General features: G+C 65.4%; 16 protein-coding genes and 1 tRNA gene. 2 read left to right on the top strand and 15 right to left on the bottom strand.

Annotated elements, in window-relative coordinates:
• Window positions 1-189: 189 nt before the first annotated feature.
• The 4 genes from CDN38_RS22130 to lipQ all read right to left on the bottom strand — a co-directional run bounded on the left by CDN38_RS22130 (window position 190) and on the right by lipQ (window position 7,287).
• Complete coding sequence (locus CDN38_RS22130; protein WP_075512916.1) at window positions 190-2,580, bottom strand: glycerol-3-phosphate 1-O-acyltransferase; 2,391 nt, start codon at window positions 2,578-2,580, stop codon at window positions 190-192.
• Window positions 2,577-4,352, bottom strand: coding sequence for an HAD-IB family hydrolase/lysophospholipid acyltransferase family protein (locus tag CDN38_RS22125; protein WP_099319177.1), 1,776 nt, complete (start codon window positions 4,350-4,352; stop codon window positions 2,577-2,579). Before CDN38_RS22125 ends, CDN38_RS22130 begins: the two co-directional genes overlap by 4 nt.
• Window positions 4,349-5,821 (bottom strand): WS/DGAT/MGAT family O-acyltransferase, encoded by a 1,473-nt coding sequence (locus CDN38_RS22120; RefSeq protein WP_075512961.1) that lies wholly within the window; start codon window positions 5,819-5,821, stop codon window positions 4,349-4,351. Before CDN38_RS22120 ends, CDN38_RS22125 begins: the two co-directional genes overlap by 4 nt.
• 212 nt (window positions 5,822-6,033) lie before the next feature.
• Window positions 6,034-7,287, bottom strand: coding sequence for an esterase LipQ (lipQ, locus tag CDN38_RS22115; RefSeq protein ID WP_075512914.1), 1,254 nt, complete (start codon window positions 7,285-7,287; stop codon window positions 6,034-6,036).
• Between the two features lie 187 nt (window positions 7,288-7,474).
• On the opposite strand from lipQ, the gene CDN38_RS22110 reads away from it, so the two are divergent.
• Both CDN38_RS22110 and CDN38_RS22105 read left to right on the top strand, forming a co-directional pair.
• Window positions 7,475-7,548 (top strand) — tRNA-Arg (locus CDN38_RS22110).
• A 473-nt stretch (window positions 7,549-8,021) separates the two neighbouring features.
• Entirely contained in the window at window positions 8,022-10,349 is a 2,328-nt protein-coding gene (locus CDN38_RS22105; protein ID WP_142361313.1) for a putative transposase, read from the top strand.
• Window positions 10,350-10,453: 104 nt separating this feature from the next.
• Here CDN38_RS22105 and CDN38_RS22100 read toward each other — a convergent pair whose 3' ends face one another.
• The 11 genes from CDN38_RS22100 to CDN38_RS22050 all read right to left on the bottom strand — a co-directional run bounded on the left by CDN38_RS22100 (window position 10,454) and on the right by CDN38_RS22050 (window position 23,332).
• Window positions 10,454-11,659, bottom strand: coding sequence for a dihydrolipoamide acetyltransferase family protein (locus tag CDN38_RS22100; RefSeq protein ID WP_075512912.1), 1,206 nt, complete (start codon window positions 11,657-11,659; stop codon window positions 10,454-10,456).
• On the bottom strand, window positions 11,656-12,717 hold the full coding sequence (gene bkdB, locus CDN38_RS22095) for a 3-methyl-2-oxobutanoate dehydrogenase subunit beta (protein WP_075512911.1): 1,062 nt from the start codon (window positions 12,715-12,717) through the stop codon (window positions 11,656-11,658). The genes CDN38_RS22100 and bkdB overlap by 4 nt, the downstream gene beginning before the upstream one ends.
• Before the next feature lie 10 nt (window positions 12,718-12,727).
• On the bottom strand, window positions 12,728-13,819 hold the full coding sequence (pdhA, locus tag CDN38_RS22090; RefSeq protein ID WP_075512910.1) for a pyruvate dehydrogenase (acetyl-transferring) E1 component subunit alpha: 1,092 nt from the start codon (window positions 13,817-13,819) through the stop codon (window positions 12,728-12,730).
• 320 nt (window positions 13,820-14,139) lie between these two features.
• Window positions 14,140-14,961, bottom strand: a complete 822-nt coding sequence (locus CDN38_RS22085) for an HpcH/HpaI aldolase/citrate lyase family protein (protein ID WP_075512909.1) — start codon at window positions 14,959-14,961, stop codon at window positions 14,140-14,142.
• Window positions 14,958-15,515 carry a MaoC family dehydratase gene (locus tag CDN38_RS22080; protein WP_099319175.1) on the bottom strand — a complete coding sequence of 186 codons (558 nt, stop codon included), beginning with the start codon at window positions 15,513-15,515 and terminating at the stop codon, window positions 14,958-14,960. The genes CDN38_RS22085 and CDN38_RS22080 overlap by 4 nt, the downstream gene beginning before the upstream one ends.
• On the bottom strand, window positions 15,512-16,678 hold the full coding sequence (locus tag CDN38_RS22075) for an acyl-CoA dehydrogenase family protein (protein ID WP_075512908.1): 1,167 nt from the start codon (window positions 16,676-16,678) through the stop codon (window positions 15,512-15,514). The genes CDN38_RS22080 and CDN38_RS22075 overlap by 4 nt, the downstream gene beginning before the upstream one ends.
• Complete coding sequence (locus CDN38_RS22070; protein ID WP_099319454.1) at window positions 16,675-18,648, bottom strand: acetyl/propionyl/methylcrotonyl-CoA carboxylase subunit alpha; 1,974 nt, start codon at window positions 18,646-18,648, stop codon at window positions 16,675-16,677. The genes CDN38_RS22075 and CDN38_RS22070 overlap by 4 nt, the downstream gene beginning before the upstream one ends.
• A gap of 4 nt (window positions 18,649-18,652) precedes the next feature.
• Entirely contained in the window at window positions 18,653-20,236 is a 1,584-nt protein-coding gene (locus tag CDN38_RS22065) for a carboxyl transferase domain-containing protein (protein WP_075512907.1), read from the bottom strand.
• Complete coding sequence (locus CDN38_RS22060) at window positions 20,233-20,880, bottom strand: CoA transferase subunit B (RefSeq protein ID WP_075512906.1); 648 nt, start codon at window positions 20,878-20,880, stop codon at window positions 20,233-20,235. The genes CDN38_RS22065 and CDN38_RS22060 overlap by 4 nt, the downstream gene beginning before the upstream one ends.
• Window positions 20,880-21,623 carry a CoA transferase subunit A gene (locus tag CDN38_RS22055; protein ID WP_075512905.1) on the bottom strand — a complete coding sequence of 248 codons (744 nt, stop codon included), beginning with the start codon at window positions 21,621-21,623 and terminating at the stop codon, window positions 20,880-20,882. The genes CDN38_RS22060 and CDN38_RS22055 overlap by 1 nt, the downstream gene beginning before the upstream one ends.
• A 122-nt stretch (window positions 21,624-21,745) precedes the next feature.
• Window positions 21,746-23,332 carry an AMP-binding protein gene (locus CDN38_RS22050; RefSeq protein WP_180276371.1) on the bottom strand — a complete coding sequence of 529 codons (1,587 nt, stop codon included), beginning with the start codon at window positions 23,330-23,332 and terminating at the stop codon, window positions 21,746-21,748.
• Between the last annotated feature and the right edge of the window lie 133 nt (window positions 23,333-23,465).

Genomic DNA, 23,465 nt, shown 5'->3' with positions numbered 1-23,465 from the left:
ATTTCCGAGTGAGCCGGGGCACATCGCGAGTCGACCGACGCAGGGACACATGTGACAGTTGCGACCAATGCGACGTGGCCCCCACGGTATGCACTGATTTGAGCCAAGCGGGACGAACTGGTGCGACTGCCGCGACGCGGGACTGCGCCCGCGGATTCAGTGCCGGGCCCGGCGCCGCCGTCCCGCCAGCTACTGGGCGGTGCTCGACGACTTCTCTTCGGCGTGTCCCCGACGCGCTTGGAACTCGCGGGCGATGAACTTGTTGCGCGCAACCTTCTCGACGTAGTCGAAGTCGCGCAGAATATTTCGCAGTTCGCGCCGGAAAGCGATCCGGCGTTCCAGCAGGTCCGGAGCCGGCGCGATCAAGTTCTGGTCGGCGGCAACCTGGCGCGCAGTGGCGAACAGCAGCGTCGACACCGGCTCGCTGCTGCGCACCCGTGACTGGGCCACGTACTGACGGCCGACTCCGAGCGCCAACTCCGTCAGTTCCTTCTGCCCGATATCGGGAGGAGCGTCACGCAACACGTCGGCGACAATCTCATACGCTTCGAAGAACACCCGCAACATCGCATCCGACATCAATGGCCGCTTGGCATAAAGGATCGCGTCGATCCCGTCGGCGCCTGCTGCGACTTGGCGCTCCCAATCTTGGTGCCAGGCCATCTCTTCGGCGATGTTGGCGCGAAACGCTGCCGAGTCGGCGAAGTAGAAGTCAAATTTCAGCAGATCGCGCAACCGCATCGCCTGGACCCAGAAAGCGGCCATGCGGTCACCGTCGGTATGCCGGGCATGGGCGAGTGCCAATTCGACGATCGAAGTCTCCAAGAAAGCATGGATCACCGAGTTCCGATAGAACGCCGCCGCGAGTTCATCGTCGGGCGCTATGTACCACACCGGTTCCCGGCCGCTGTCCACCCGGGTGACCGGGTGTCCGTTGGACAATGCATCGACCGCTGCGCGCACTCCTTCGCGCGAACGCAACCGCAGCGTACTTGTCGACATCGGGGTCTGCTTGCGCTCCAAGTAGTCAAGTGAATCCTGCAGGGTGTGGTGCAGCTGATCGAGCGTCAGCGCGGTCCCGCGGGTAGTAAGCAGCAACGCAGACACCAACCCGGTCGCGGTCACCGGCGTCGACTGCAATATCCGCCACGCCACCTCAAACGTCATCTTCTGCAGCGCAAGCCGTTTCGCGGCCGGATCATGAGCTAGCGTCCCCTTCGGTTCGCCGAGATACTGTCGCATCGAAACCGCTTCGGGGAAACGGACATAGATCTTGCCGTAGTTGCGCTCCCCCTGCGCCTTGATAAACCGGTAGAGCCAGCTGAAACCCTCAGGCGTCTTCTCCGCACCGCGCGCGTAGGCGGCGTATTCGGCGATCTCGTGCAACTGGTCGAAGCAGATCGACACCCCTTGCAGCAAAATGTCTTCGCTGCGGCCGTCAAGGTAGGCGTCGGCCACATAGCTCATCAGTCCCAGCTTGGGCGGCAACATCTTTCCAGTGCGAGACCGCGTACCTTCAATAGACCAACTCAGGTTGAAGCGCTTCTCGACGACGTAGCCGACGTATTCCTTGAGCACATACTTGTACAGCGGATCGTCGCCGATATTGCGCCGGATGAAGATCATCCCCGAACGGCGCATCAGCGGACCCATCACGCCGAACGATAGGTTGATGCCGCCGAACATGTGCACCGGCGGTAACCTGTTGTCCTGCATGGCCACCGGTATCACCGCGCCGTCGATATAAGACCGGTGGGAGAATAGCAAGACCGCCGGATGCGATTCCAGCGCGGAGCGCATGGCCGCGACCTGGTATTCGTCGTAGTCGAATTCGGGATCGAATCCGCGGCTGATCAGCTTGCCCAGGACCGAAATCAGGTCTACCGACACCTGGCTCCAACCGGTGGCCAGTTCATCGAGAATTCTCCCAGCCTCTTCGACGGTGGCACCGGGTATTTGCTTCAGCCCGGCACGAAACCGCGCTGACGCCAGCATCTCTGGCTTCACCAACCGGGGAGACTTGTATTGCGGTCCGAGGATCCGGTATTCGGCACGTGCTAACGCCAGGATTGCCCTTCGGGTGACGAACTGGGCGAAATCGCGCTTGTTCTCGCCGACGGTGGTGTCGCGCCACTGCTGGCGCAATTCGGAGACCGTGGCAGACTCCCCGGCCATCACCCTGGCCCGCCGGGGGTCGGAGCGCAGGATGCGGCGCTGCTGACGTGGGTTGGGGCGGTAGGGATCCCGGCCGGGAAGCAGCCCTGCCACCTTGGCCACTCGGCTGCGATCCGGTGGCGGCAGCCAAAACACCCGCACCGGCACAATCGACCGGTCCTCGAGACATTCGGAGTCAGCTTCGGGCCCACACCCGAGCTGCTCGGCAAGTGCGGTCAGCGCCGCCGGTGGAGCATTGCGGGGCGGCAGCCTCAGAACGTCGAATTTCGCCTCGGGATGACGGGTGCGCTGTTCATCCAGCCAACGCATGATCAGCTGCATCTCGACCGGCGACTCCATCGAAGCCAGCACCAGCGTGTCTTCAGCAGTGAGGACTGCGCTGGTGTCGGCGACCGGTTCGGTCACGGCAGTCCTTCGGGCCCAGAGCTCGACGATCCGCGGGCATCGGCTTGGTCGGTGCCCGGCTGTTGAACCTCACCATCGGTGACGGCGACTTTCGACTCGCGGGGATTCGCCTTGCCCGATGTGGTCTTCGCGGCCTTCTTGGCAGCGCTCTTGGCCGGAGCCTTCTTGGCTGGTTTCTTCTTCGCGGCGCTTCTGGCCGGGGCCTTTTTGGCCGGTTGCTTCTTCGCGGCCTGTGCTTTCTTCGCCGCCTTTTGCTCTGCGAACAAGTCGACTTCGGGCAGTTTGTCGACCGGCCAGTTCTTCAGGGTGTCCAGATACAGCTGGCGCACCTCGGCAATGCGGTCCGGGAGTGTGTCAAGAGACCAGTCGTCGACCGGGATCGGCGGAAAGACCGCGACATCGACCGTGCCGGGATTGATCGTCGTGGAGTTTCGCGAGGCGACGATCTCCGCATTGCGAATCACGATGGGCACGATGGGGATCCCCGCCGCCATCGCGATCCGGAAGGGCCCCTTTTTGAAGGGCCCGACTTCGGTGGTGTCCAACCGGGTGCCCTCGGGGGCGATCACGATTGACAACCCTTTTCTGGCGCGATCCTCGACGGTGTGCAGCGTCTCCACCGCGGCCACCGGATCGTCGCGGTCGACGAACACCCCGTCGAGTAGCTTGCCGAGGGTGCCCATGATCGGGTCGTTCTGCAGTTCCTTCTTGCCCACGCCAACCCAGTTGTCGCGCACCAGCGCTCCGGCGATAACCGGGTCAACTTGGTTGCGGTGGTTGAAGATAAAGACCGCTGGACGCTGCGCGGTCAGGTTTTCCTTTCCGATCACATTCAGGTGTACGCCACTGGTGGCGAGCAACAACTGGGAGAAGTTGGAGGTGAAGAAGTTCACCCCACGCCGCCGGCTACCGGTCAGCACGCCGAGGCCTACCGCCCCGGCCGCTACCGGGAACATCGTGCTGAAACCGGCGAGTGTTCGCAGCTGCCGCCGCAGACCCACACCGCCGCGGCTGTTGAACTTCAGAATCGGCCAGCCGCGGCGTTTGGCGACGGCAGCCATCTTGCCTTCGGGGTTGGTCGGCCGCGGATTGCCGACCAAGTACATCAGGGCGACGTCCTCGTCCCCGTCGGCGTAGAAGTAGCTGTCCTTGAGGTCGATGCCGTGCTCGGCCGCAAAACGCTGTACCGCTGCGGCTTTGCCGGGCCCCCACAAGATCGGCCGCACCACATCGCCGGTGAGCAATCCGTCGTCATTGACCTCGAACTTGTTGGTGAGCATGTTGGTGATGCCCAGGAAGCGGGCCACCGGTTCGACCTGGATGGTCAGCGCCGACGAGCTGAGGACCACGGTATGCCCTCGCGCCATATGGGCCCGGACCAGCTCACGCATTTCCGGATAGATCCGGGGCTCTATTCGCTGGTGAAACAGCCGCTCGCCGATCTCCTCCAAATCGCTCAACTGCCGTCCCCGCAGCGCCGAGGACGCCTTGATGATGAGGTCCTCGAACTCGATGCGTCCCAGCGTATGGTTCAGACCGGCCTGGACCATGCTGAGCAGCTCACCGACACCCATATCGCGGCGCCGCAGCCGTTCTTGGGTGAGGATGACGGCGGTAAAGCCCGCGACCAACGTCCCGTCGAGATCGAAAAACGCACCAACCTTCGGCCCCGGAGCGCTGGCCATGATCTCGGCCACCGATCCGGGTAGCCGCAAGTCGCCACCGGGCTTGCCGGTCTCGCGCTGTTCGCCTTGCTGTTGCGACGTGCTCATGAGCCCGACACCGAACGAGACGCCGCACCGGCCGGGGCGGTGAAGGACGCCGGGATCGCCCGCGGTGCCGGCTCACCGGCCAGCGCCAAGATCTCGTCGAAACCCTCGAGCAGGCACTGGGCAAACAACCCGTCGTTTCGCACGGATGCCCGGTCGTAGCGCGCGGTGATGGTGCACCACCCGCCCCGCGATATCAGGACCACCATCATGGCTACACCCGGTAGCGGGCCGATGCCGTACTGCCGCAATATCTTTGCACCGGCCACGAAGGTGTCGCCGGGGTAGACCGGGACATTGCTGGCCTGCACGTCCGAGCCCACCACCGAGCCGGTAATCCCTTCGAGCACGGCTGTGGGCAAGATGCTCAACACCGGCGCGATGGAACCGACGATGTTCATCGCGGGCTCGTCGCGGCGCTGCGTCATCTGGGCACGAATCTTCTTCATCCGGGTCACCGGATCGACGGTGCCGATGGGGGCCGCCAAGTTGACTCCCGTGAATTGATTGCCGCCGGCCGCAGCGCCTTCGGCCCGCAAGTTCACCGGCACCGCCATCGGCAAGGTGCTGATCGGCAGGCCGTGGGCCTCGTGGTAACGCCGCAGCGCGCCGCACAGACCCGCGAGGTACGCGTCGTTGATCGACCCGCCGCCCGCCTTGGCGGCCCGGTGCAGTTCGGAGAGCCGGATGTCGATCGCCTCGGTGCGGGTGGTCAGGCTACGCCGCCGCAGCAGCGGCGAGGGCTCCGCGGCGCGGTTCAACACCCGCACGCCCGACATCGCGTAGCCCACGATTCCCGACACCGTGGAGACGGGATCCAGAACCGCTCGCCCGGCCACCGACACCGCCCCGGACAGCGCGCCCAAAAGGCCGCCGACGATGGCCATGGGCAAATGGTTGATGCCCTCACGCATCAAGTCATTAGGCGAAAGATCCTGCGGAATGGGTTGCGGTGGCGTCGGCCTGGGTGGTGGTTCGCGTTCCAAATCGTAGATTTCAGCGAACATCTCGACACCACCGACACCGTCGGTGACGGCGTGGCTGACATGGAGAAGCATCGCGGCCTTGCCATCGGCCAGGCCCTCGACCAGTGTGGCCGTCCACAATGGCCGCGAGATGTCCAGCGGCGACTGCAGAATCACCTCGGCGAGATCGAAAACCTGGCGCAGCGTGCCGGGTTCGGCGACGCGCACCCGGCGTACATGGAAGTCGAGGTTGAAGTCGGGATCGACCACCCAACGCGGCGACGCAGTCGGCAGCGTCGGAACGACGACCTTTTGCCGCAGCCGCAACACCCGCCGGGAGGCGTTTTCGAAGCGGGTCCGGAAACGGTCCCAGTCCGGCGTGGTGTCGAGTAGTTCCAGCGCCATGATCCCCGAACGGGTCCGCGGATTGGCCTCGCCGCGATGCAGCAAATAGTCGACCGGTCCCAGCTCGTCGGACAATGCGGCGGCCTCGACCGGCTCAGCCATGGTCACGACCCCACCAGGACGGGATAACTCGACGCGCCAACCCTGTCACCGCCATCAAGCCTCCTGCGTCAGACCGTCAACCGAAATGCAGACACAACGCTAGTCCGGTTGCAGCGGCGGTGAAAGTGAGGATCCACACGTCGGCTCGGGTGCCCGGAGACCCGCGCGGCGCGACCTCTTGTGGCGCACGAGTTCGGCTCGCGCCGGTGAGTTCAGCTGGCCGGAGTCGCCTGCAGGGCCAACGTGCTCAGCAACGAGCTGGCCCGCCGACCGTACACAACCCCGAGGAAATCAGCGACGGCATTGGCCGCCAGCCGGGATCGGACTGTCGGGGTGATGTCGAAAGCGTGGTGGGCGTTGGCGAGCTCGGCGTAGGCCACCGTGGCAGCTCCCGCACCACGCAATGCCGCACAGAAGGCCCGTGCTTGCGCGCACGGCGCCAGCGGATCTTTGTCGCCGTGCAGCACGAAGAACGGGGGCGCGTCCCGGTGCACATAGGAAATCGGTGAAGCCGAGGTGAATCGCTCCGGGTCTTGGGCATATCGGGTCTTCATCACGAAATGCTCGAGGAACGGCAGCATCATCTCGTGCATGTTGTCGAAGTCGGTGAAGTCGTACACCCCGTAATACGGCGCGACCGCCTGAACTGTCGTGTCGGCGTGTTCGAACCCGGGCTGAAACATCGGATCGTTGGGAGTGAGCGCCGCCAAGGAGGCCAGGTGCGCGCCGGCTGACCCGCCGGTGAGTGCGATGAAGTCGGAGTCGCCACCGTAGTCACCGATGTTCTCACGGACCCAGGCGATGGCCCTTTTGACGTCAATGACGTGTGCCGGGAAACTGCAGCGTGGGCTTTTGCTGTAGTTGATCGACACACAGATCCAACCCAGTTCCACCATCCGGCTCATCAACGTGTACGCCTGCGGACGTTTGCCGTTGACCGTCCACGCACCCCCGGGAACCTGGATCAGCACCGGCGCACGGCGCCCCGGCGCCAGGTCGGGACGCCGCCAGATGTCGAGCAGATGCGCCCGACCACCGGGACCGTAGGAAATGTCGGAGGTCTGGGCAGCGTAGCGGCGGCGAGGCCCCGACGGCAGCAGGCTGCCCCGCCGGGTGAACGCGGAAGGATCCCCACTCGGGTGCGATACCAGGTCACGGAAGTCCGGACCAAAAGACTCCTCGAGAGCCGCGGTGAGCGCCAGGTCCGCTCGCTGCGCCGCCCAGGCGGTGCCGAATCGGCCGATCGCCGGGGGCGACACCCGAGACAGCGCATGTCCGGTCAATACGTGCAAGGGAAACTCTGTGGACACCCAACCCGCGACCCAACCGAGCGCGAACGGCGAACCCCGAAGCAGCACCGCACCGGACCGGATGGTGTCTTTGGCGTCTGCCGCGAGCTGCGCTCCCTGCCGTAACGCCTCGGCACCAGCACGTGAGCACCGCGAAGTCACACTGGCCATGCACATAACAAAGCCCACCCCTCGACGTCGGGCACACGCGTCGTTGCGGTTAACGGCCGCTTACCGGCCGGTGTTGTACGTGTGTCGAGGCTCACACCATAACCGATTTTCGGCGTAGCGGAAGACTTTTCAGATCCGTCGTGTCGCCGGGACTGATCTTGAATCCCGGTTTGGATAGACTGACCTGCGCATTGCCTCCGTAGCTCAGGTGGATAGAGCAAGGGCCTTCTAATCCCTAGGTCGCACGTTCGAGTCGTGCCGGGGGCACCGGCTGTGACCTTTGTTGTTTTTGTGTCAGGCGTGACTTGAGTGGGTGGTCGGCTCGACCCCATCGCGCACCTCCGGTGATTTTCGTTTGCTGTTGACCCCGGCCCAGACCAACGGTGCCGGTGCGCCAGTCAGCTCAGCGTTTGCTGACCGTTCAGATGTTTGCTAGCGCGATGCGGACAACCAGGGCGCCATCTCAGCCAAGCGCCGCCGTCCGGCGTCCACCAGCGGTCGTGAAGCGGCTCGACCACTCATGCCGCCGACCCCGAGAACTCGGAAGCGATCATTTCGGCCGCATTCACAATGACGAATAGTTCGACACCAGGACTCCTGACATGGAGTCGGTGTTCGGTCGGTAATTTGTGGTTTGATCTGCGGATTTCCGGCGTGTCGTTGAGTGGTTCGCGGCCCGAGTGCGAAATAATGAGTAGAGCTATTTAGGCGCAATTCGGGGATGGTGGAAGATGGCCGTGATGACCGCACAGCCGCCGCTTCCGCTGTTGCCCGCGGACGCCAGCCCGGTCAGCGCGGCGGCGGCGATCGTTGAGGACGACGACGGTGGGCGGGTGTTCGTGCATGGCAACCTGGCCTATGCCTGGGAGCCCGGCGACCCCGCCGGACGCCGGTTCGCGGCGGTGTCGCTGGTGCGGATCAAGGCCGCCACCCAGGTGCAGGTTGCCGAGGCGTTCGCGGTGCGCCCGGCCACGCTACGGCGCTGGGATGCCGCGCTCACCGATGCGGGTGTGGCCGGGCTGTTGCCGGAACGCAAGGGCCCCAAGCGCAAGTCGAAACTGAGCGCCGACACGGTCGCGGCGATTTATCGGCTGCGCGAGGGTGGGGCGTCGTATCGGGCGGTCGCCGCCGCCACCGGGGTGTCGGAGGGCAGTGTGCGCAATGCCCTGAGACCCGCAGCCGCCGACGTTGAGTCCGATGAGCCTCGCACCCCAACCGGTTGCGACGATCCACTCGGTGAGGAGCAGGAGCAGGAGCAGGAGGTCGACGTAGAGTCGGAGGCCCAAGTCGATGACGGCGCCGAGGATGATTGTGCAGCAACGGCTTGCGCGGTCGGGCCGTCGGCGGTGGAGGTGCCGGTGTTGGCGAATCCGGCGGCGCGCGAGGCCGAGCGGGTGTTGGCGCGGTTGGGGTTAATCGCCTCGGCGCCGCCGGTGTTCACGCCGTGCGCCCGAGTGCCGCTGGCGGGATTGTTGCTGGGGTTGCCCGCGCTGGCCGCGACCGGTCTGCTCGAGTGCGCGCACAGCATCTACGGCGAGTTGCCCAACGGGTTCTACTCGCTGGACACCATGTTGTGCGAAGCGGTGTTTCGCGCCCTGCTAGGCGAAGCCCGCGCCGAGGGCTCAGCCCGCATCGACCCTGCGGCACTGGGGCGGGTACTGGGGTTGGACCGGGCACCGGAGGTCAAGACGATTCGCCGCAAGGTCGGGCTGCTGGCCAAGGTGGGCAAGGCCGGCGACTGGATCACCGCGATGGCACGCCGTCAGGTCGAAGCCCGCCCCGAGCAGGCCGCGGTGTGCTACGTCGATGGGCATGTGCGCGCCTATCAAGGCACCCGCAAAATCGCCAAAACCCATGTGCCGCGGTTAAAGTTCCCCGCCCCGGCCACAGTGGAAACCTGGGTGTCTGACTCCGCCGGAGATCCGCTGCTAGTGGTGATGGCCGAACCGGCCACCTCACTAGCCGGCGAACTGCGCCGGCTGATGCCCGAGCTGCGGACACTGGTCGGCGAGGACCGCCGCGTGCTGGTCGGATTCGACCGCGGCGGCTGGTCGCCGGCGCTGTTCGCCGACCTGCACGCAGCCGGTTTTGACACCTTGACCTGGCGCAAAGGCCACACCGCCGACGTCGACGAGGCGTGCTTTGCCCAGTGCAGCCACACCGACGAGCATGGCCGCACCCACACCTGGCGGCTCGCCGACACCGAGGTCACCCTCGACATCGCCGAGGGGCCCCGCGCGGGCGAGGTGTTCGCGATGCGCCAGATCAGCCTGCACGACAGTGCCGCAACACGGCAGATGCACATCTTGACCACCCGCGGCGACCTGCCCGCCGCCGAAATCCGCTACCGGATGGGTTCACGCTGGCGCCAGGAGAACCATTACCGTTACGCGCGTATCCATTTCGACTTCGACTCGCATGACACCTACCGCGCCGGCGACGACGATCTGAAGCGCACGGTCCCCAACCCAGCCAAGAAATCCGCCTACGTCCAGGTCGAAAAAGCCCGCAGCGCACTACATTCGGCCGAAACCACCCGTGACCGTGAACTATTGGCGGCATCCACCCCGCCACCGGGCGCCACCACCGTGCTCACCAACGCGATGGTCAACGCCATCAACGCCGACGCCCACGCCGCCGAAGCCGCACTGGCCACCCACCAAACCATCCCCGCCCGAGTGCCCCTCGCGCAGGTCAACCCCGGCCAGCAAGCGAAGCTAGACACCGAGACCAAGCTGATCCACCATGCCATCCGCATCGCGGCCTACAACACGACCCGATCCCTGGCCCGCGCGATCGTCACCGACACCGGCTACACCCGCGCCGATGATGAGGCCCACGCCCTGGTCCGTACCGCTCTGGCTGGCTCCGGCGACATCATCCCCGACACCGACACCGACACCGACACCGTGCACATCCGGCTCGACCCGCTGCCCGCACCACGTCACACGGCCGCGATCGACCAACTCTGCCAGGTCCTCAACGACACCAACACCGTCTACCCCGGCACCGGCCTGACCCTGTCCTACAGCGTCAAACGCCACCGAGGACCGCACACCAATTACTGAGCTATGTCAGGAGTCCTGATGTTGCCGGCGTGTTGGAATCCGAATGTGGTTTGCTCGGCCAATTAGGGTTGGTGATTGAAATAACGAAACCCCCCGACTTTTCGTTACAGGTCCAACAAAGCTGTCGCCGGCGATTCGATCAGGTCACGTAGTTCGCACAGGAACCGGGCCACCTGGGCGCCGTCCGCCACGCGGTGGTCGAAGACGCATGTCAATGTCATCGTCGGCCGGGCGATGATCTCGTTGCCGACGACCACCGGCCGCGCCTTGATAGCTCCCATCCCCAGGATGGCCGCTTCAGGATGGTTGATCACCGCCACACCGTCGTCGACACCCAACGCCCCGAAGTTCGACACGGTGAACGTCGACCCACTCAACTCGGCCGGGGTGAGCGTGCCTTCGCGCGCACCGCTGATCAATTCGGCTGTGCGGCAAGCAAGTTCGCGGGTGGTCAGCCGTTGCGCGTCGGTCATCACCGGGACCAGCAGTCCCCGCTCGGTGGCAACGGCAAAACCCAAATGCACACGACGGTAGACATGCACCTGCGGCCCGGAAGCCGAGTCAACCCACGTCGAATTGAGAATCATGTTATGGGTCAAAGCGATAACGACAAACCGCAATGACAGCACAAATGGCGTGACGTCTCCCCCGCGGCCGCCGCGAAGCGTCTCAGACAGCTGCAATAAACTGCTGCAGTCGACCTGCACGCTGGCTAGCGCGTCGGGGATTTCCTTGTGAGACAAAATCATTCGTTCCGCCATCCGGGCCTGCACACCACGCACCGGTCGTACGTCCGCGTCGATCCCGGACACTTGAGTTGCGGCAAGCACGTCCGCGCGGCTGATCACCCGGGCGGCGTCCGGCCTACGCTGCAGTGCGGCCAGATCAACACCCAACTCCTTGGCCAGCTTGCGCGCCGACGGCACCGCGCGCGGCCGCGACGGCCGAGTGGCTCGCCTGCTGCTGTCGAAATCCCCGTCGGCCCCATACCCCACCAGCATCGGTGCACCGGCCTCGCCATCGCCAACCGACGCTGCCGCCATCGCCCGGTCGGGCGCGGTATCGATGCGCACTAGCATCGCGCCCACCTGGAGGACGTCGCCTTCGGCGCCACCGATCTCGACGATCCGCCCGGCGTAGGGGCTGGGGATCTCTACCTGCGCCTTGGCGGTCTCTACCGAACACAGCGTCTGGTTGAGTTGCACATCCTCGCCCACTGAGACGTTCCAGCACGTCACCGTGACTTCGTCGAGTCCCTCCCCAAGGTCGGGAACCAGGAAGTCCTTGATCCGCTGTGGTTCGGCGTTCATGGCTGCCCCAAAACCCGCTCCACGCAGTCCAGCAACCGATCCGGGCCGGGAAGCCACACCTTCTCCAACCGTGCCGGTGGATACGGAGTATCGAAGCCGCAGGCGCGCAGCACGGGAGCCTCCAAGTCGTAGAACAGCTCTTCCTGGATACGAGCGGCCAGCTCCGCACCATAACCTCCGTTTCGGGGCCCCTCGTGCATCACCACGCACCGCCCGGTACGGCGGATTGATTCCGCGATCGTGGCGAAGTCCAACGGCACCAGTGAACGCAGATCAACAATCTCAAGGCTCCAACCCCATTGCTGCTCAGCCAGATCCGCGGCAGCCAGGGCGGTACCCACCAAGCCTCCGTAGGTCAACACGCTGACGTCGTCACCAGCCCGTCGCACGCCGGCCTGCCCAATCGGCGCTTCCGGCCGGCCGGTATCGACGACCCCGCGAGTCCAATACCGGCGCTTCGGCTCCAAGTACATGACCGGGTCCGGGCACGCGATGGCATGCCGCAACAGCCAGTAGGCATCCGAAGGCTCCGACGGAACGACCACCTTCAGACCAGCCGTGTGGGCCCAATAAGTTTCGGTGGACTCCGAATGATGTTCGGCCGCGCCGATACCGCCGAACGACGGAACCCGGACCGTGACGGGCATGTCCACCTGACCGCGCGTCCGGAAGCGATACTTCGCCAGATGGCTGACAATCTGTTCGAACGCCGGGTAGGTGAAGCCGTCGAACTGAATCTCGGGCACCGGCACAAACCCACGCAACGCCAACCCCACGGCGATCCCGATCACCGCGGACTCCGCCAGCGGTGTGTCGAAACAACGGGCTTCGCCAAATGTTTCGGCCAATCCCTCGGTCACCCGGAAAACTCCACCTTGGGTCGCGACGTCTTCACCGAAAACCAGCACCCGCTCGTCTGCGGCCATCGCATCATGCAGCGCGCGGTTGATCGCTTGCACCATCGTGATCGGTTGCGGCGTCGGCCCCAGCGGTTGGGCTAACCGCGACAACGGCAGCCTTTCTTCCGAGGAGGTTGGGCGATCGGCAATCTGAGTCATGGACGCCTCCCTAGTCGGTCCGCGCCAATTCGGCACGCAACTGCCGGCGCTGCGCATCCAACTCCGGGGTGATGTGGGCGTAGACCGCGGTGAAGAGTTCGTCGACGTCGAAATCGGGCGCGTCAAACACGGCATCGCGCAGTTCGGCCCGGTGCCCCGCCGAATGGGCGGCGACCCGGTCCTCGAGACTCTGCGACCACAGCCCCAGGCCCTGCAGGTAGCGCCGAAAGCGCGGAATCGGGTCCAGATCCAGCCACCGATCCAGCTCCTGCTGGTCGCGATATCGGGTGGGATCGTCGGCGGTGGTGTGTGGGCCGAGGCGATAGGTCACCGCCTCGATCAGGGTGGGACCGTTACCGGCTCGGGCTCGCGCGGCGGCCTCGGCCACCACCGCATAGCACGCCAGCACATCGTTGCCGTCCACTCGGATGCCGGGCATGCCATAGCCGATTGCCTTGTGCGCGATGGAAACAGCGGCCGTCTGCTTTCGGACTGGCGTCGATATCGCCCACTGGTTGTTCTGCACGTAGAACAGGCACGGCACCCGGAATACGCCCGCGAGATTCAGCGCCTCGTGGACGTCGCCCTCGCTGGTGGCGCCGTCGCCCAGGAAGGCGACAGTCACCGAGTCCTCGCCGAGGCGTCGGGCGGCCATCGCGGCGCCGACGGCGTGCAATGTCTGGGTGCCGACCGGAACGGACATCGGAGCGCAGCATTTCGTCGTGAATTCCAGCCCGCCATGCCAGCTTCCGCGCCATGCGGCGCCCACGTATCCGGGCGGGATGCCGCGCACCAGGTATACGCCCAATTCGCGGTATTGCGGAAACAACCAGTCGGTCGCGCGCAGGCATGCGGCCGCTCCCACCTGGGCGGCCTCCTGGCCGCGACAAGGTGTGAACAGCGCCAATTCACCCTGGCGCTGCAGGTTGACGAACTCGTCGTCCAGCTCCCGCGTGACCACCATCATTTCGTAGAGCCAGCACAGTGTTTCCGTGGACAGATCACGGCTGTAACGCTCTTCCGCGGTCGGTGTGCCGTCTGGGCCTACGAGTTGCACCGGCTCGAGGTCGACCGTCATCGGTGTCTGACACTTGCGAGCCATACCGCCTCCTCAGCTCACGCCGTCACGCCGTTGAGGATGCCGTCGGGCAGGCCGCATCTTCACGTCGGCGCGCGTGGTGCGGCGGGTCAATAGCAAAGCTGAGCCAGCAACTGCTTCGAGCCGGAGTCAGCAGCTGGCTGAACATTCGGCTCGGATCGCCGCAACACTGGCGCTTCTCCCATTATGCTCCCAAATCCGAAGACACCGGGCTGATCGGCGGCGCCGGTGCGGACGCGTCGGGAGCACCCCAACTGGTCAGACGAGGCGGCCGGGCGCGGTCCGACGGCCGCGCCCCGGGACCGCCGACAGCAAAGCCGTCGTCACCCGAGCGCGGATTCCCCCGCCCGCCGCAACAGCATTTCCGCGTGCCGCAGCACCGGTGAGTCGACCATCTGCCCCTCGAACGCGAACACCCCACGCTCGTTTCGCGAGGCCGCCAGCACTCGCCGCGCCCAGTCAAGCTTCTCGTCGCTGGGTCGATACGCCTTGCGCACCACCGGGACCTGGCTCGGGTGAATGCACACTGTCGCGTCGAAACCCACCGTGGCAGCGTCGATCGCCTCCTGCTGCAAGCCGTCGACGTCGCGGATATCCAGGTGCACGGCATCCAGGGCCAAACGGCCGAACGCGGACGCCGCCAGCAGGATCGTTGACCGCACGTGGCGGGCCACATCCCGGTAGGCGCCGTCCGCGCGCCGGCTGGAGATGCCGCCCAGGGTGGCGATCAGGTCCTCGGCCCCCCACATCATTCCCACGGTGCCGTCGGCATCGCCGATCTCGGCGGCACGTACCGCACCGAGCGCCGTCTCCACCAGCGCGATGACGTCGCGCGGTGCGAGCGCGGCCACCTGTGCCGCCGACTCGGCCTTGGGCAGCATCACCGTCTGATACGCGGTGGCGGCCAAGGCCTCCAAGTCACGGACCTGCTCATCGGTACCGGCCGCGTTGATGCGCACCACGGTGCGTTCGGGGTCCAGCGGGTTGTCGCGCAGCGCTTGACGCGCAGCAGACTTCTCCGCTTGGGCCACACCGTCTTCGAGATCGAGGATCACCACGTCGGCGGCAGTGGCGGCCTTGGTGAAGCGCTCCGGGCGGTCGGCCGGGCAGAACAGCCACCCCGGGCCCGCGGCGCGCAGGTTCATCGCGCCTCCTCGACCGGCCGTTTTTGGACCAAGGTGGTGCGCACCGCGCGGGCGACTATCTCGCCGTGCTGGTTGCGGGCGGTGTGCTCCAGGGTGACAATGCCTTCGCCGGGACGGCTTTTGGACTCGCGCTTGCCCGTGCACACCGTCTCGGCGTACAGGGTGTCGCCGTGAAAAACCGGCTTGGGAAACGACACCTCCGAGAAGCCCAGGTTGGCCACGATGGTGCCAAGCGTCAGCTGCGACACGGACAGCCCGACCATCGTCGACAGGGTGAACATCGAGTTCACCAGCCGCTCACCGCGGAAACCCGGTTGCTCGGCAGCCCAGGCCGCGTCGAGATGCAGCGATTGGGTGTTCATCGTCAGCGTGGTGAACACGACGTTGTCTGCCTCGGTGACGGTGCGTCCGGGCCGGTGCAGGTAGGTGGTGCCGATCTCGAACTCTTCGAACCACAAACCTCTCTGGACAATCCTTGCGCCGACTGTGGATTCTGCGACGCGACCCGCCGATGTGGCGTCGCCAGGTTCACGCTCGCCGGCCGGTCCGCTCACGACAGCCCCAGGGATCGTGCGATCAGCATTAGTTGCACCTCGGTGGTGCCCTCACCGATTTCGAGGACTTTGCTGTCGCGGTAGTGCCGCGCCACCGGATATTCGTTCATGAAACCGTAGCCGCCGTGAATCTGGGTGGCGTCGCGCGCGTTGTCCATCGCCGCTTCCGAGGAGATCATCTTGGCGATCGCCGCCTCTTTCTTGAACGGCTTGCCCGCCAACATCTTTGCCGCGGCCTCGTAGTACGCGGTGCGCGCGACGTGGGCCCGGGCTTCCATCCGCGCGATCTTGAAGCTGATCGCCTGATAGGAACCGATTGGCTGGCCGAACGACTGACGCTCCTTGGCGTACTTGACGCTCTCGTCGACGCAGCCCTGCGCCGCCCCGGTCGCCAGCGCGGCAATTGCGATACGGCCCTCGTCGAGAATGGACAAGAAGTTGGCATAACCCGTTCCCTGGGCGCCCAGCAGGTTTTCGGCCGGCACGCGGGCATCGGTGAACGTCAGCGGGTGGGTGTCCGACGCATTCCAGCCGACCTTGTTGTAGACCGGCTCGACGGTGAATCCCGGTGTGCCGCTGGGCACGATGATCGTCGAGATCTCCTTCTTGCCGTCCGCCACGCTTCCGGTGACCGCCGTGACGGTGACCAGCGAGGTGATGTCGGTGCCCGAGTTGGTGATGAACTGCTTGCTGCCGTTGATGATCCACTCGTCCCCCTCGAGGCGAGCGGTAGTGCGGGTGCTGCCCGCGTCGGAGCCCGCACCGGGCTCGGTCAGTCCGAAACCGGCCAGCGCACGGCCGGCGGTCAGATCCGGTAACCACTTGCGTTTCTGTTCTTCGGTGCCGAACCGGAAAATCGGCATGGCACCCAGACCCACCGCGGCCTCCAACGTGATGGCCACCGACTGGTCGACTTTTCCGAGTTCTTCCAGCGTCAGCGCCAACGCGAAATAATCGCCGCCCATGCCGCCGTAGTCCTCGGGGAACGGCAAGCCGAACAGCCCCATCTCACCCATCTTGGCGACGACTTCGTACGGGAAGCTGTGCTCCTCATCGTGTTTGGCCGATACCGGCGCTACCACGCTGCGCGCGAAGTCGGCCACCGTGTCACGAAGGTCTTGATATTCCTTGGGCAGCGTTCCCGCGGTAATCATTGTCGTCATGATCCTTGATCCTTGATCCGGGCCAACACCTGGTCGACCTTCACCTGCTCCCCGACGGACACCAGCACCTCCAGCTGCCCCGAAACCGGCGCGGTGAGCGCGTGTTCCATCTTCATCGCCTCGACCACCACCACCACGTCGCCCTCGGCAACCTCGGTGCCGGAGGCAGATTGCACCGCAATGACGTTGCCGGGCATGGGGCTGACCACCTCGGCTTGCCGCTCGCCGGCAGCGCGATGAATCTTGCGCTCTTCGGCCTCGCGGATATGCCAGGTTCCGCGCTCGTCGGCGATCCAGAGGTGCCGGTCGGCCTCGGCCCAACGGTGGTCACGGCGCACCCCGTTCAGCGTCACACTCATCCGGTCCCACTCGAGTTGCACACTGGCGCCCATAGTTTCACCGTCGCCGACCTGCACCCGGGCCGCCTCCGGCAAGCCCCACACCGACACCGTCTCGGTACGCAGCGGAGTCTGCATCGCGGTTCGCACCGGGGCGCTGCCGCCGCCCACCCGCCATCCGCTCGGGGCGGCCCACAGGTCGCCCGCAGCTTGGCGAGCCAACGCCCACTGCACGTAGAGGCCACCCGCCGCGAACACGTCGTCGGGCGCCGCCAGCGGCGCAAAGTCGGCAACCCGCTCGTCCAGCAGTGCGGTGTCCAAGTCCCCGGACTGCACCCGCTCGTCGGCGAGCAGGAAGCGCAGGAATTCGATGTTGGTCTGCACGCCCAGGACCGCGGTGTGCGCGAGCGCCTGGTCCAGCCGCGCCAGCGCCTGCTCGCGATCGGCCCCGTACGCGATCACCTTGCTCAGCATCGGGTCGTAGTCACTGCCGACCACCGTGCCGGCCAGCAGCGACGAGTCCACCCGTATGCCGGCACCGGCGGGTTCGATTACCCGCAGCACCCGCCCGCCGGTGGGCAGAAAGCCGCGTGCGGGATCCTCGGCGTACACCCGTGCCTCGATCGCATGTCCGGAAAGTTCGATGTCGTCCTGTGCAAATGGCAGCTTCTCGCCGGCAGCCACCCGTAGCTGCCACTCGACGAGATCCAGCCCGGTGACCGCCTCGGTTACCGGGTGTTCCACTTGCAGGCGGGTGTTCATCTCCATGAAGAAGAATTCGTCGGGACGTTCGGCGGAGACGATGAATTCCACCGTTCCGGCGCCGACGTAGTCGACACTGCGGGCGGTGTTGCAGGCGGCGGCGCCGATTCGCGCCCGCGTCTGCGTGTCGAGCAGCGCGGACGGCGCTTCCTCGATGACCTTCTGATGGCGGCGCTGCAGGCTGCATTCACGCTCGCCCAGATGTACCACGTTGCCGTGCGTGTCGGCAAGCACCTGCACCTCGATATGCCTGGGCCGCAATACGAATCGCTCCAGGAACAGCGTGTCGTCACCGAAGGAGGAGCCTGCTTCGCGACGTGCACTCACCAACGCGTCACGCAGCCGCGACGGGTCCTCGACCAACCGCATACCCTTGCCGCCGCCACCGGCGGACGGCTTGATGAGCACCGGATAGCCAACCTCGTCGGCCGCCGCCACCAGGTCGTTGTCGCTGAGCCCCGGCTTCGCAACGCCGGGTACCACGGGCACGTCGAAGGCGGCGACCGCGTTCTTGGCGGTGATCTTGTCACCCATCACCTCGATCGCCCGCGCCGGCGGCCCGAGGAAGACGACCCCGGCACGCTCACAGGCCGCCGCGAAATCGGCGTTCTCGGAAAGGAATCCGTAACCAGGGTGGATCGCCTGCGATCCAGTGCGCGCGGCGGCGTCGAGCACCTTGTCGATGTCCAGGTAACTCTCACGCGCCGCGGCGGGCCCCAGCCGTACCGCCTGATCGGCCTCCAGCACATGCCGCGCCCCGGCATCGGGGTCACTGTAGACGGCCACCGAACGGATACCCAGCCGGCGCAGGGTGCGGATCACCCGTACCGCGATCTCGCCGCGGTTGGCCACCAATACCGTGTCAAACATCACGTCACATCCGGAAGACGCCGTAGGAGACCGGTTCCAGCGGTGCCCGAGAGCACACCGAAAGAGCAAGCCCGACAACAGTTCTAGTATCGGCCGGGTCGATGATGCCGTCGTCCCACAGGCGGGCGGTCGAATAGTAGGGGTTGCCCTGGTACTCGTACTGCTCACGAATCGGCGCCTTGAACGCCTCCTCATCGTCAGCAGACCAGGGCGTGCCGGCCGCGGACAGCTGCTCGCCGCGGACGGTGGCCAGCACCGACGCCGCCTGCTCACCGCCCATAACCGAGATCCGCGCATTCGGCCACATCCACAAGAAGCGCGGCGAGTACGCCCGTCCGCACATCGAATAGTTGCCGGCGCCATAGGATCCACCGATCACGACGGTCAGCTTCGGCACCCGGGCACAGGCCACGGCGGTGACCATTTTGGCGCCGTGCTTGGCGATACCGCCGGCTTCGTAGTCACGGCCCACCATGAAACCGGCGATGTTCTGCAGGAACAGCAACGGGATCTTGCGCTTGTCGCACAGTTCGATGAAATGCGCTCCCTTGAGAGCGGATTCGCTGAACAATACGCCGTTGTTGGCGACAATACCGACCGGGTGTCCGTGGATGCGCGCAAAGGCGGTCACCAAGGTCTTGCCGTATTTCGCCTTGAATTCCGTGAATTCGCTACCGTCGACCAGTCGCAGGAGGACCTCGTGCACGTCATAGGGCACCCTCGGGTCGGGGGGCACGACGTCGTAAAGCTCGGCCTGCGGGTATGTGGGGGCCACCGCACCTGCCACATCCCACTGAGCCGGATCGCGGGGCGCGAAGGTGGCCGCGATGGAGCGCACGATCCGCAACGCATGTTCGTCGTCGTCGGCGAGATGGTCGGTGACACCCGATGTCCGCGAGTGTAAGTCGCCGCCGCCGAGTTCCTCGGCCGTGACGATCTCGCCGGTGGCGGCCTTGACCAGTGGCGGACCGCCCAGGAAGATGGTGCCCTGCTCACGGACGATGACGGCCTCGTCGCTCATCGCCGGCACATAGGCGCCGCCGGCCGTGCACGAACCGAGGACCGCCGCCACTTGCGGAATTCCCTTGGCGCTCATGGTCGCCTGGTTGTAGAAGATCCGCCCGAAATGCTCGCGGTCGGGAAACACCTCGTCCTGGCGCGGCAGGAAGGCGCCGCCGGAGTCGACCAGGTAGATGCACGGCAGTCGATTCTGCAGCGCGATTTCCTGGGCGCGCAGGTGCTTCTTGACCGTGATCGGATAGTAGGTGCCGCCCTTGACCGTCGCGTCGTTGGCGACGATCACGCACTCGCGCCCGGATATCCGGCCGATTCCGGTGATGATGCCCGCGCCCGGCGACTCGTCGTCGTACATCCCGGTGGCAGCCAAGGGCGCCAACTCAAGGAACGGGCTGCCCGGATCGAGCAGCCGATCCACCCGTTCCCGGGGCAGCAGCTTGCCACGGCTGACGTGACGCTCTCGGGCGCGTTCGCTGCCGCCCAATGCAGCAGTGGCGAGCTTGGTGTTCAACTCTGCCACCAGCCGGCGGTGCTCGTCGGCGAAGGATGGCGCGGCGGCGACGGCGGTCACGGGGTAACCAGATCCCGCAATATGAGCCGTGGTTCGGTTCTCGACACGACCTCGTCGACCGTCACGTCTGGCGCGGTCTCGATCAAATGCAGGCCGTCGTCGCAGACATCGATGACCGCCAATTCCGTGACGATGCGGTCCACGCAGCCCACACCGGTCAACGGCAAAGTGCACTGCTCTACGATCTTGGGACTGCCGTCTTTGGCCGCATGCTCCATCATCACAATCACCTTGCGGGCGCCGTGCACCAGGTCCATCGCGCCGCCCATGCCTTTGACCATCTTGCCCGGGATCATCCAGTTAGCGAGGTCGCCGGTGACCGAAACCTGCATGGCGCCAAGCACCGCGACGTCGAGATGGCCGCCGCGGATGATGCCGAAAGAGGTCGACGAGCCGAAGAACGCCGCGCCCGGCAGCGTGGTCACCGTCTCCTTGCCGGCGTTGATCAGGTCGGCATCGAGGTCCTCGGGCTTGGGATATGGCCCGACGCCCAAGATCCCGTTTTCGGAGTGCAGCACAACGGTCACGCCCTCGGGAATGTGGTTGGGAATCAAGGTGGGCATTCCGATGCCGAGGTTGACGTACTGGCCGTCCCGGAATTCGGCGGCGACCCGTGCGGCCATCCTGTCTCTGCTCCACGTCATCAGCGCACCGTCTCCTTCTCGATCCGCTTGGTGGGATTGGGCACGTGTACCACCTTCTGCACGAACACACCCGGGGTGTGCACCATCGCCGGGTCGATCTCACCCGGTTCGACGAGGTGTTCCACCTCGGCAATCGTGATCCTCCCCGCGGGCGCGCACTCGGGGTTGAAGTTGGCGGCGGCGTAGCGGTACACCAGGTTGCCGTGCCGGTCCCCTTTCCAGGCATGCACCAGCGCGAAGTCGGTGCGGATTCCCCGCTCCAAAACGTATGTGACACCGTCGAACTCGCGAGTCTCCTTGGGAGGAGAAACCACCGCAACCGCACCCGACGCGTCGTAGCGCCACGGCAGCCCGCCGTCGGCGATCTGGGTGCCCACGCCGGCCGGCGTGTAGAAGGCCGGGATGCCCATTCCGCCGGCGCGCAGCCGCTCGGCCAGCGTGCCCTGCGGGGTGAGTTCCACCTCGAGTTCGCCGGCCAGGAATTGCCGAGCGAACTCCCTGTTCTCCCCCACATACGACGAGATGGTCCGACGAATTCTCTTGTGTTCCAACAATACTCCTAACCCGACCCCGTCGATTCCGCAGTTGTTCGACACCGTTTCCAGGTCAGTTACACCGCTGTCCACCAGCGCCGAGATCAACGCGTCCGGGATGCCGCACAGCCCGAACCCGCCGACCGCCAGGGAGGACCCGTCGGTTATGTCCGCTACCGCTTCGGCGGCGGTAGCCACCACCTTGTCCATTACCCGCAGAGTCTCCTCGCTGTCCGGCCGGCTGGATTCTTCAGTTAATCTTCATTAACCGGGGCATGACAATACCATCGCCCGCGCGGCGGGTAAAGGGACGCTAACCAGCATCCGGGTCCTCACCCTCGACCTCGCAGGTAGTCGATTGCCTGTTGACGCAATTCGACTTTGCGGATCTTGCCGGTGACGGTCACGGGGAACTCGTCGACGATCCGCAGATACCGCGGAATCTTGAACCTGGCGATTCGGCCTGCACAGAATTCGTGTAGTCGCGCGATGGTCAACTGCGGTGCGCCGTCCCGCAGCTTGACCACCGCCATGACCTCTTCGCCCACGCGTTCGTCGGGCACGCCGATGACGTGGGCATCGACGACGTCGGGGTGGGTGTGCAGGAACTCTTCGATCTCGCGGGGCGAAATGTTCTCACCGCCGCGGATGACGATGTCCTTGATCCGGCCGGTGATCTGCACGTACCCGCATGGGTCCATGGCGGCCAGGTCTCCGGTATGCATCCAGCCGTCGGCGTCGATCACTTCTGCGGTCCGTTCGGGGTCATTCCAATAACCGGCCATCACCGAATACCCGCGGGTGCAGAACTCACCGGGGAGGCCGCGGGGCACGATCTCCCCGGTTACCGGGTCCACCACCTTGATCTCCAGATGCGGCCCCACCCGGCCGACTGTGCTGACCCGCCGCTCCAGGGAATCATCGGTACGGGTCTGGGTGGACACCGGAGATGTTTCCGTCATGCCATAGCAGATCGAGATCGCGGGCATGTGCATCTGTTCCATTACCGTTCGCATCACCTCGACCGGGCATGTCGAGCCGGCCATGATCCCGGTTCGCAGGCTGGTGAGGTCGTAGCCGGCGAAGTCGGGCAGTCCGAGTTCGGCGATGAACATGGTCGGCACGCCATAGAGGCTGGTGCACCGTTCGGCCTCGACGGCCCGCAGGGTGGCGGCAGCGTCGAATCCCGGTGCCGGGATCACCACCGCGGCGCCGTGGCTGGTGGCCGCCAGATTGCCCAACACCATGCCGAAGCAGTGATAGAACGGCGCTGGCACGCAGATCCGATCGTCGGCGGTGTAGTCGAGCAGCTCGCCCACGAAATAACCGTTGTTGAGGATGTTGCGGTGGCTAAGTGTTGCGCCTTTCGGATGACCCGTTGTGCCAGAGGTGTATTGGATGTTGACGGGATCACTACCGGTCAGTGTCGCCGCGATCTGCTGCAGCGCAGCCAAATCGGCCCGCGTACCGGCCAGCTCGTCCCAGCGATCGCTGTCGATGAACACCGCTTCCCGCAGGTCCGGGCAATCAGGTGTCACTTCGGCCAATATCGCCCGGTAATCCGCGTCCTTGAAGCCCGGCGCGGCAATGATCATGCAGACTCCGGATTGCCTTAGCGCATAACGTAACTCGCTGGACCGGTAGGCCGGGTTCACGGTCACCAGGATGGCGCCGATTTCTGCGGTCGCGTACTGAACCAGTACCCACTCCCACCGATTCGGGGCCCAAATCCCTACCCGGTCACCCACCCTGATGCCCGCGCGCACCAGTCCCGTCGCCAATCTCCGCACGTCGCGCACGAATTCGGCGTAGTTCCAGCGCCGCCCGGCATGCACGTCGACCAGCGCGTCCCGCTGTCCGTGCCGGGAGGCGGTCTCGGCGAGATTGCCGCCGATGGTGGTCTCCAGCAGGGCGGGCACGTTGGGACCGCGCTCATACTAAGCCGCGCATAAATAAGGCGACACACGGTGTACGGTGCACCGTCTTTCCGGGGCGGTCGTGTTGACTTATTACTATGCGGGACAACGATGGTCGTAAGCTCGACCATGCCAC

Origin of the sequence: Mycobacterium ostraviense, assembly GCF_002705925.1 — a bacterium.
Classification (GTDB): domain Bacteria; phylum Actinomycetota; class Actinomycetes; order Mycobacteriales; family Mycobacteriaceae; genus Mycobacterium; species Mycobacterium ostraviense.
Note: the sequence above shows the minus strand (reverse complement) of the source record. Positions and strands in the feature narration are given on the sequence as shown.

Coding starts and splice junctions, on each gene's coding strand:
- lipQ (WP_075512914.1), bottom strand. CDS start 7,287: ATGTGCATGGCCAGTGTGACTTCGCGGTGCTCACGTGCTGGTGCCGAG.
- CDN38_RS22055 (WP_075512905.1), bottom strand. CDS start 21,623: ATGGACAAGGTGGTGGCTACCGCCGCCGAAGCGGTAGCGGACATAACC.
- CDN38_RS22100 (WP_075512912.1), bottom strand. CDS start 11,659: ATGAACGCCGAACCACAGCGGATCAAGGACTTCCTGGTTCCCGACCTT.
- pdhA (WP_075512910.1), bottom strand. CDS start 13,819: ATGGCTCGCAAGTGTCAGACACCGATGACGGTCGACCTCGAGCCGGTG.
- CDN38_RS22125 (WP_099319177.1), bottom strand. CDS start 4,352: ATGAGCACGTCGCAACAGCAAGGCGAACAGCGCGAGACCGGCAAGCCC.
- bkdB (WP_075512911.1), bottom strand. CDS start 12,717: ATGACTCAGATTGCCGATCGCCCAACCTCCTCGGAAGAAAGGCTGCCG.
- CDN38_RS22070 (WP_099319454.1), bottom strand. CDS start 18,648: ATGTTTGACACGGTATTGGTGGCCAACCGCGGCGAGATCGCGGTACGG.
- CDN38_RS22060 (WP_075512906.1), bottom strand. CDS start 20,880: ATGACGTGGAGCAGAGACAGGATGGCCGCACGGGTCGCCGCCGAATTC.
- CDN38_RS22105 (WP_142361313.1), top strand. CDS start 8,022: ATGACCGCACAGCCGCCGCTTCCGCTGTTGCCCGCGGACGCCAGCCCG.
- CDN38_RS22085 (WP_075512909.1), bottom strand. CDS start 14,961: ATGAACCTGCGCGCCGCGGGCCCGGGGTGGCTGTTCTGCCCGGCCGAC.
- CDN38_RS22120 (WP_075512961.1), bottom strand. CDS start 5,821: ATGGCTGAGCCGGTCGAGGCCGCCGCATTGTCCGACGAGCTGGGACCG.
- CDN38_RS22075 (WP_075512908.1), bottom strand. CDS start 16,678: ATGACGACAATGATTACCGCGGGAACGCTGCCCAAGGAATATCAAGAC.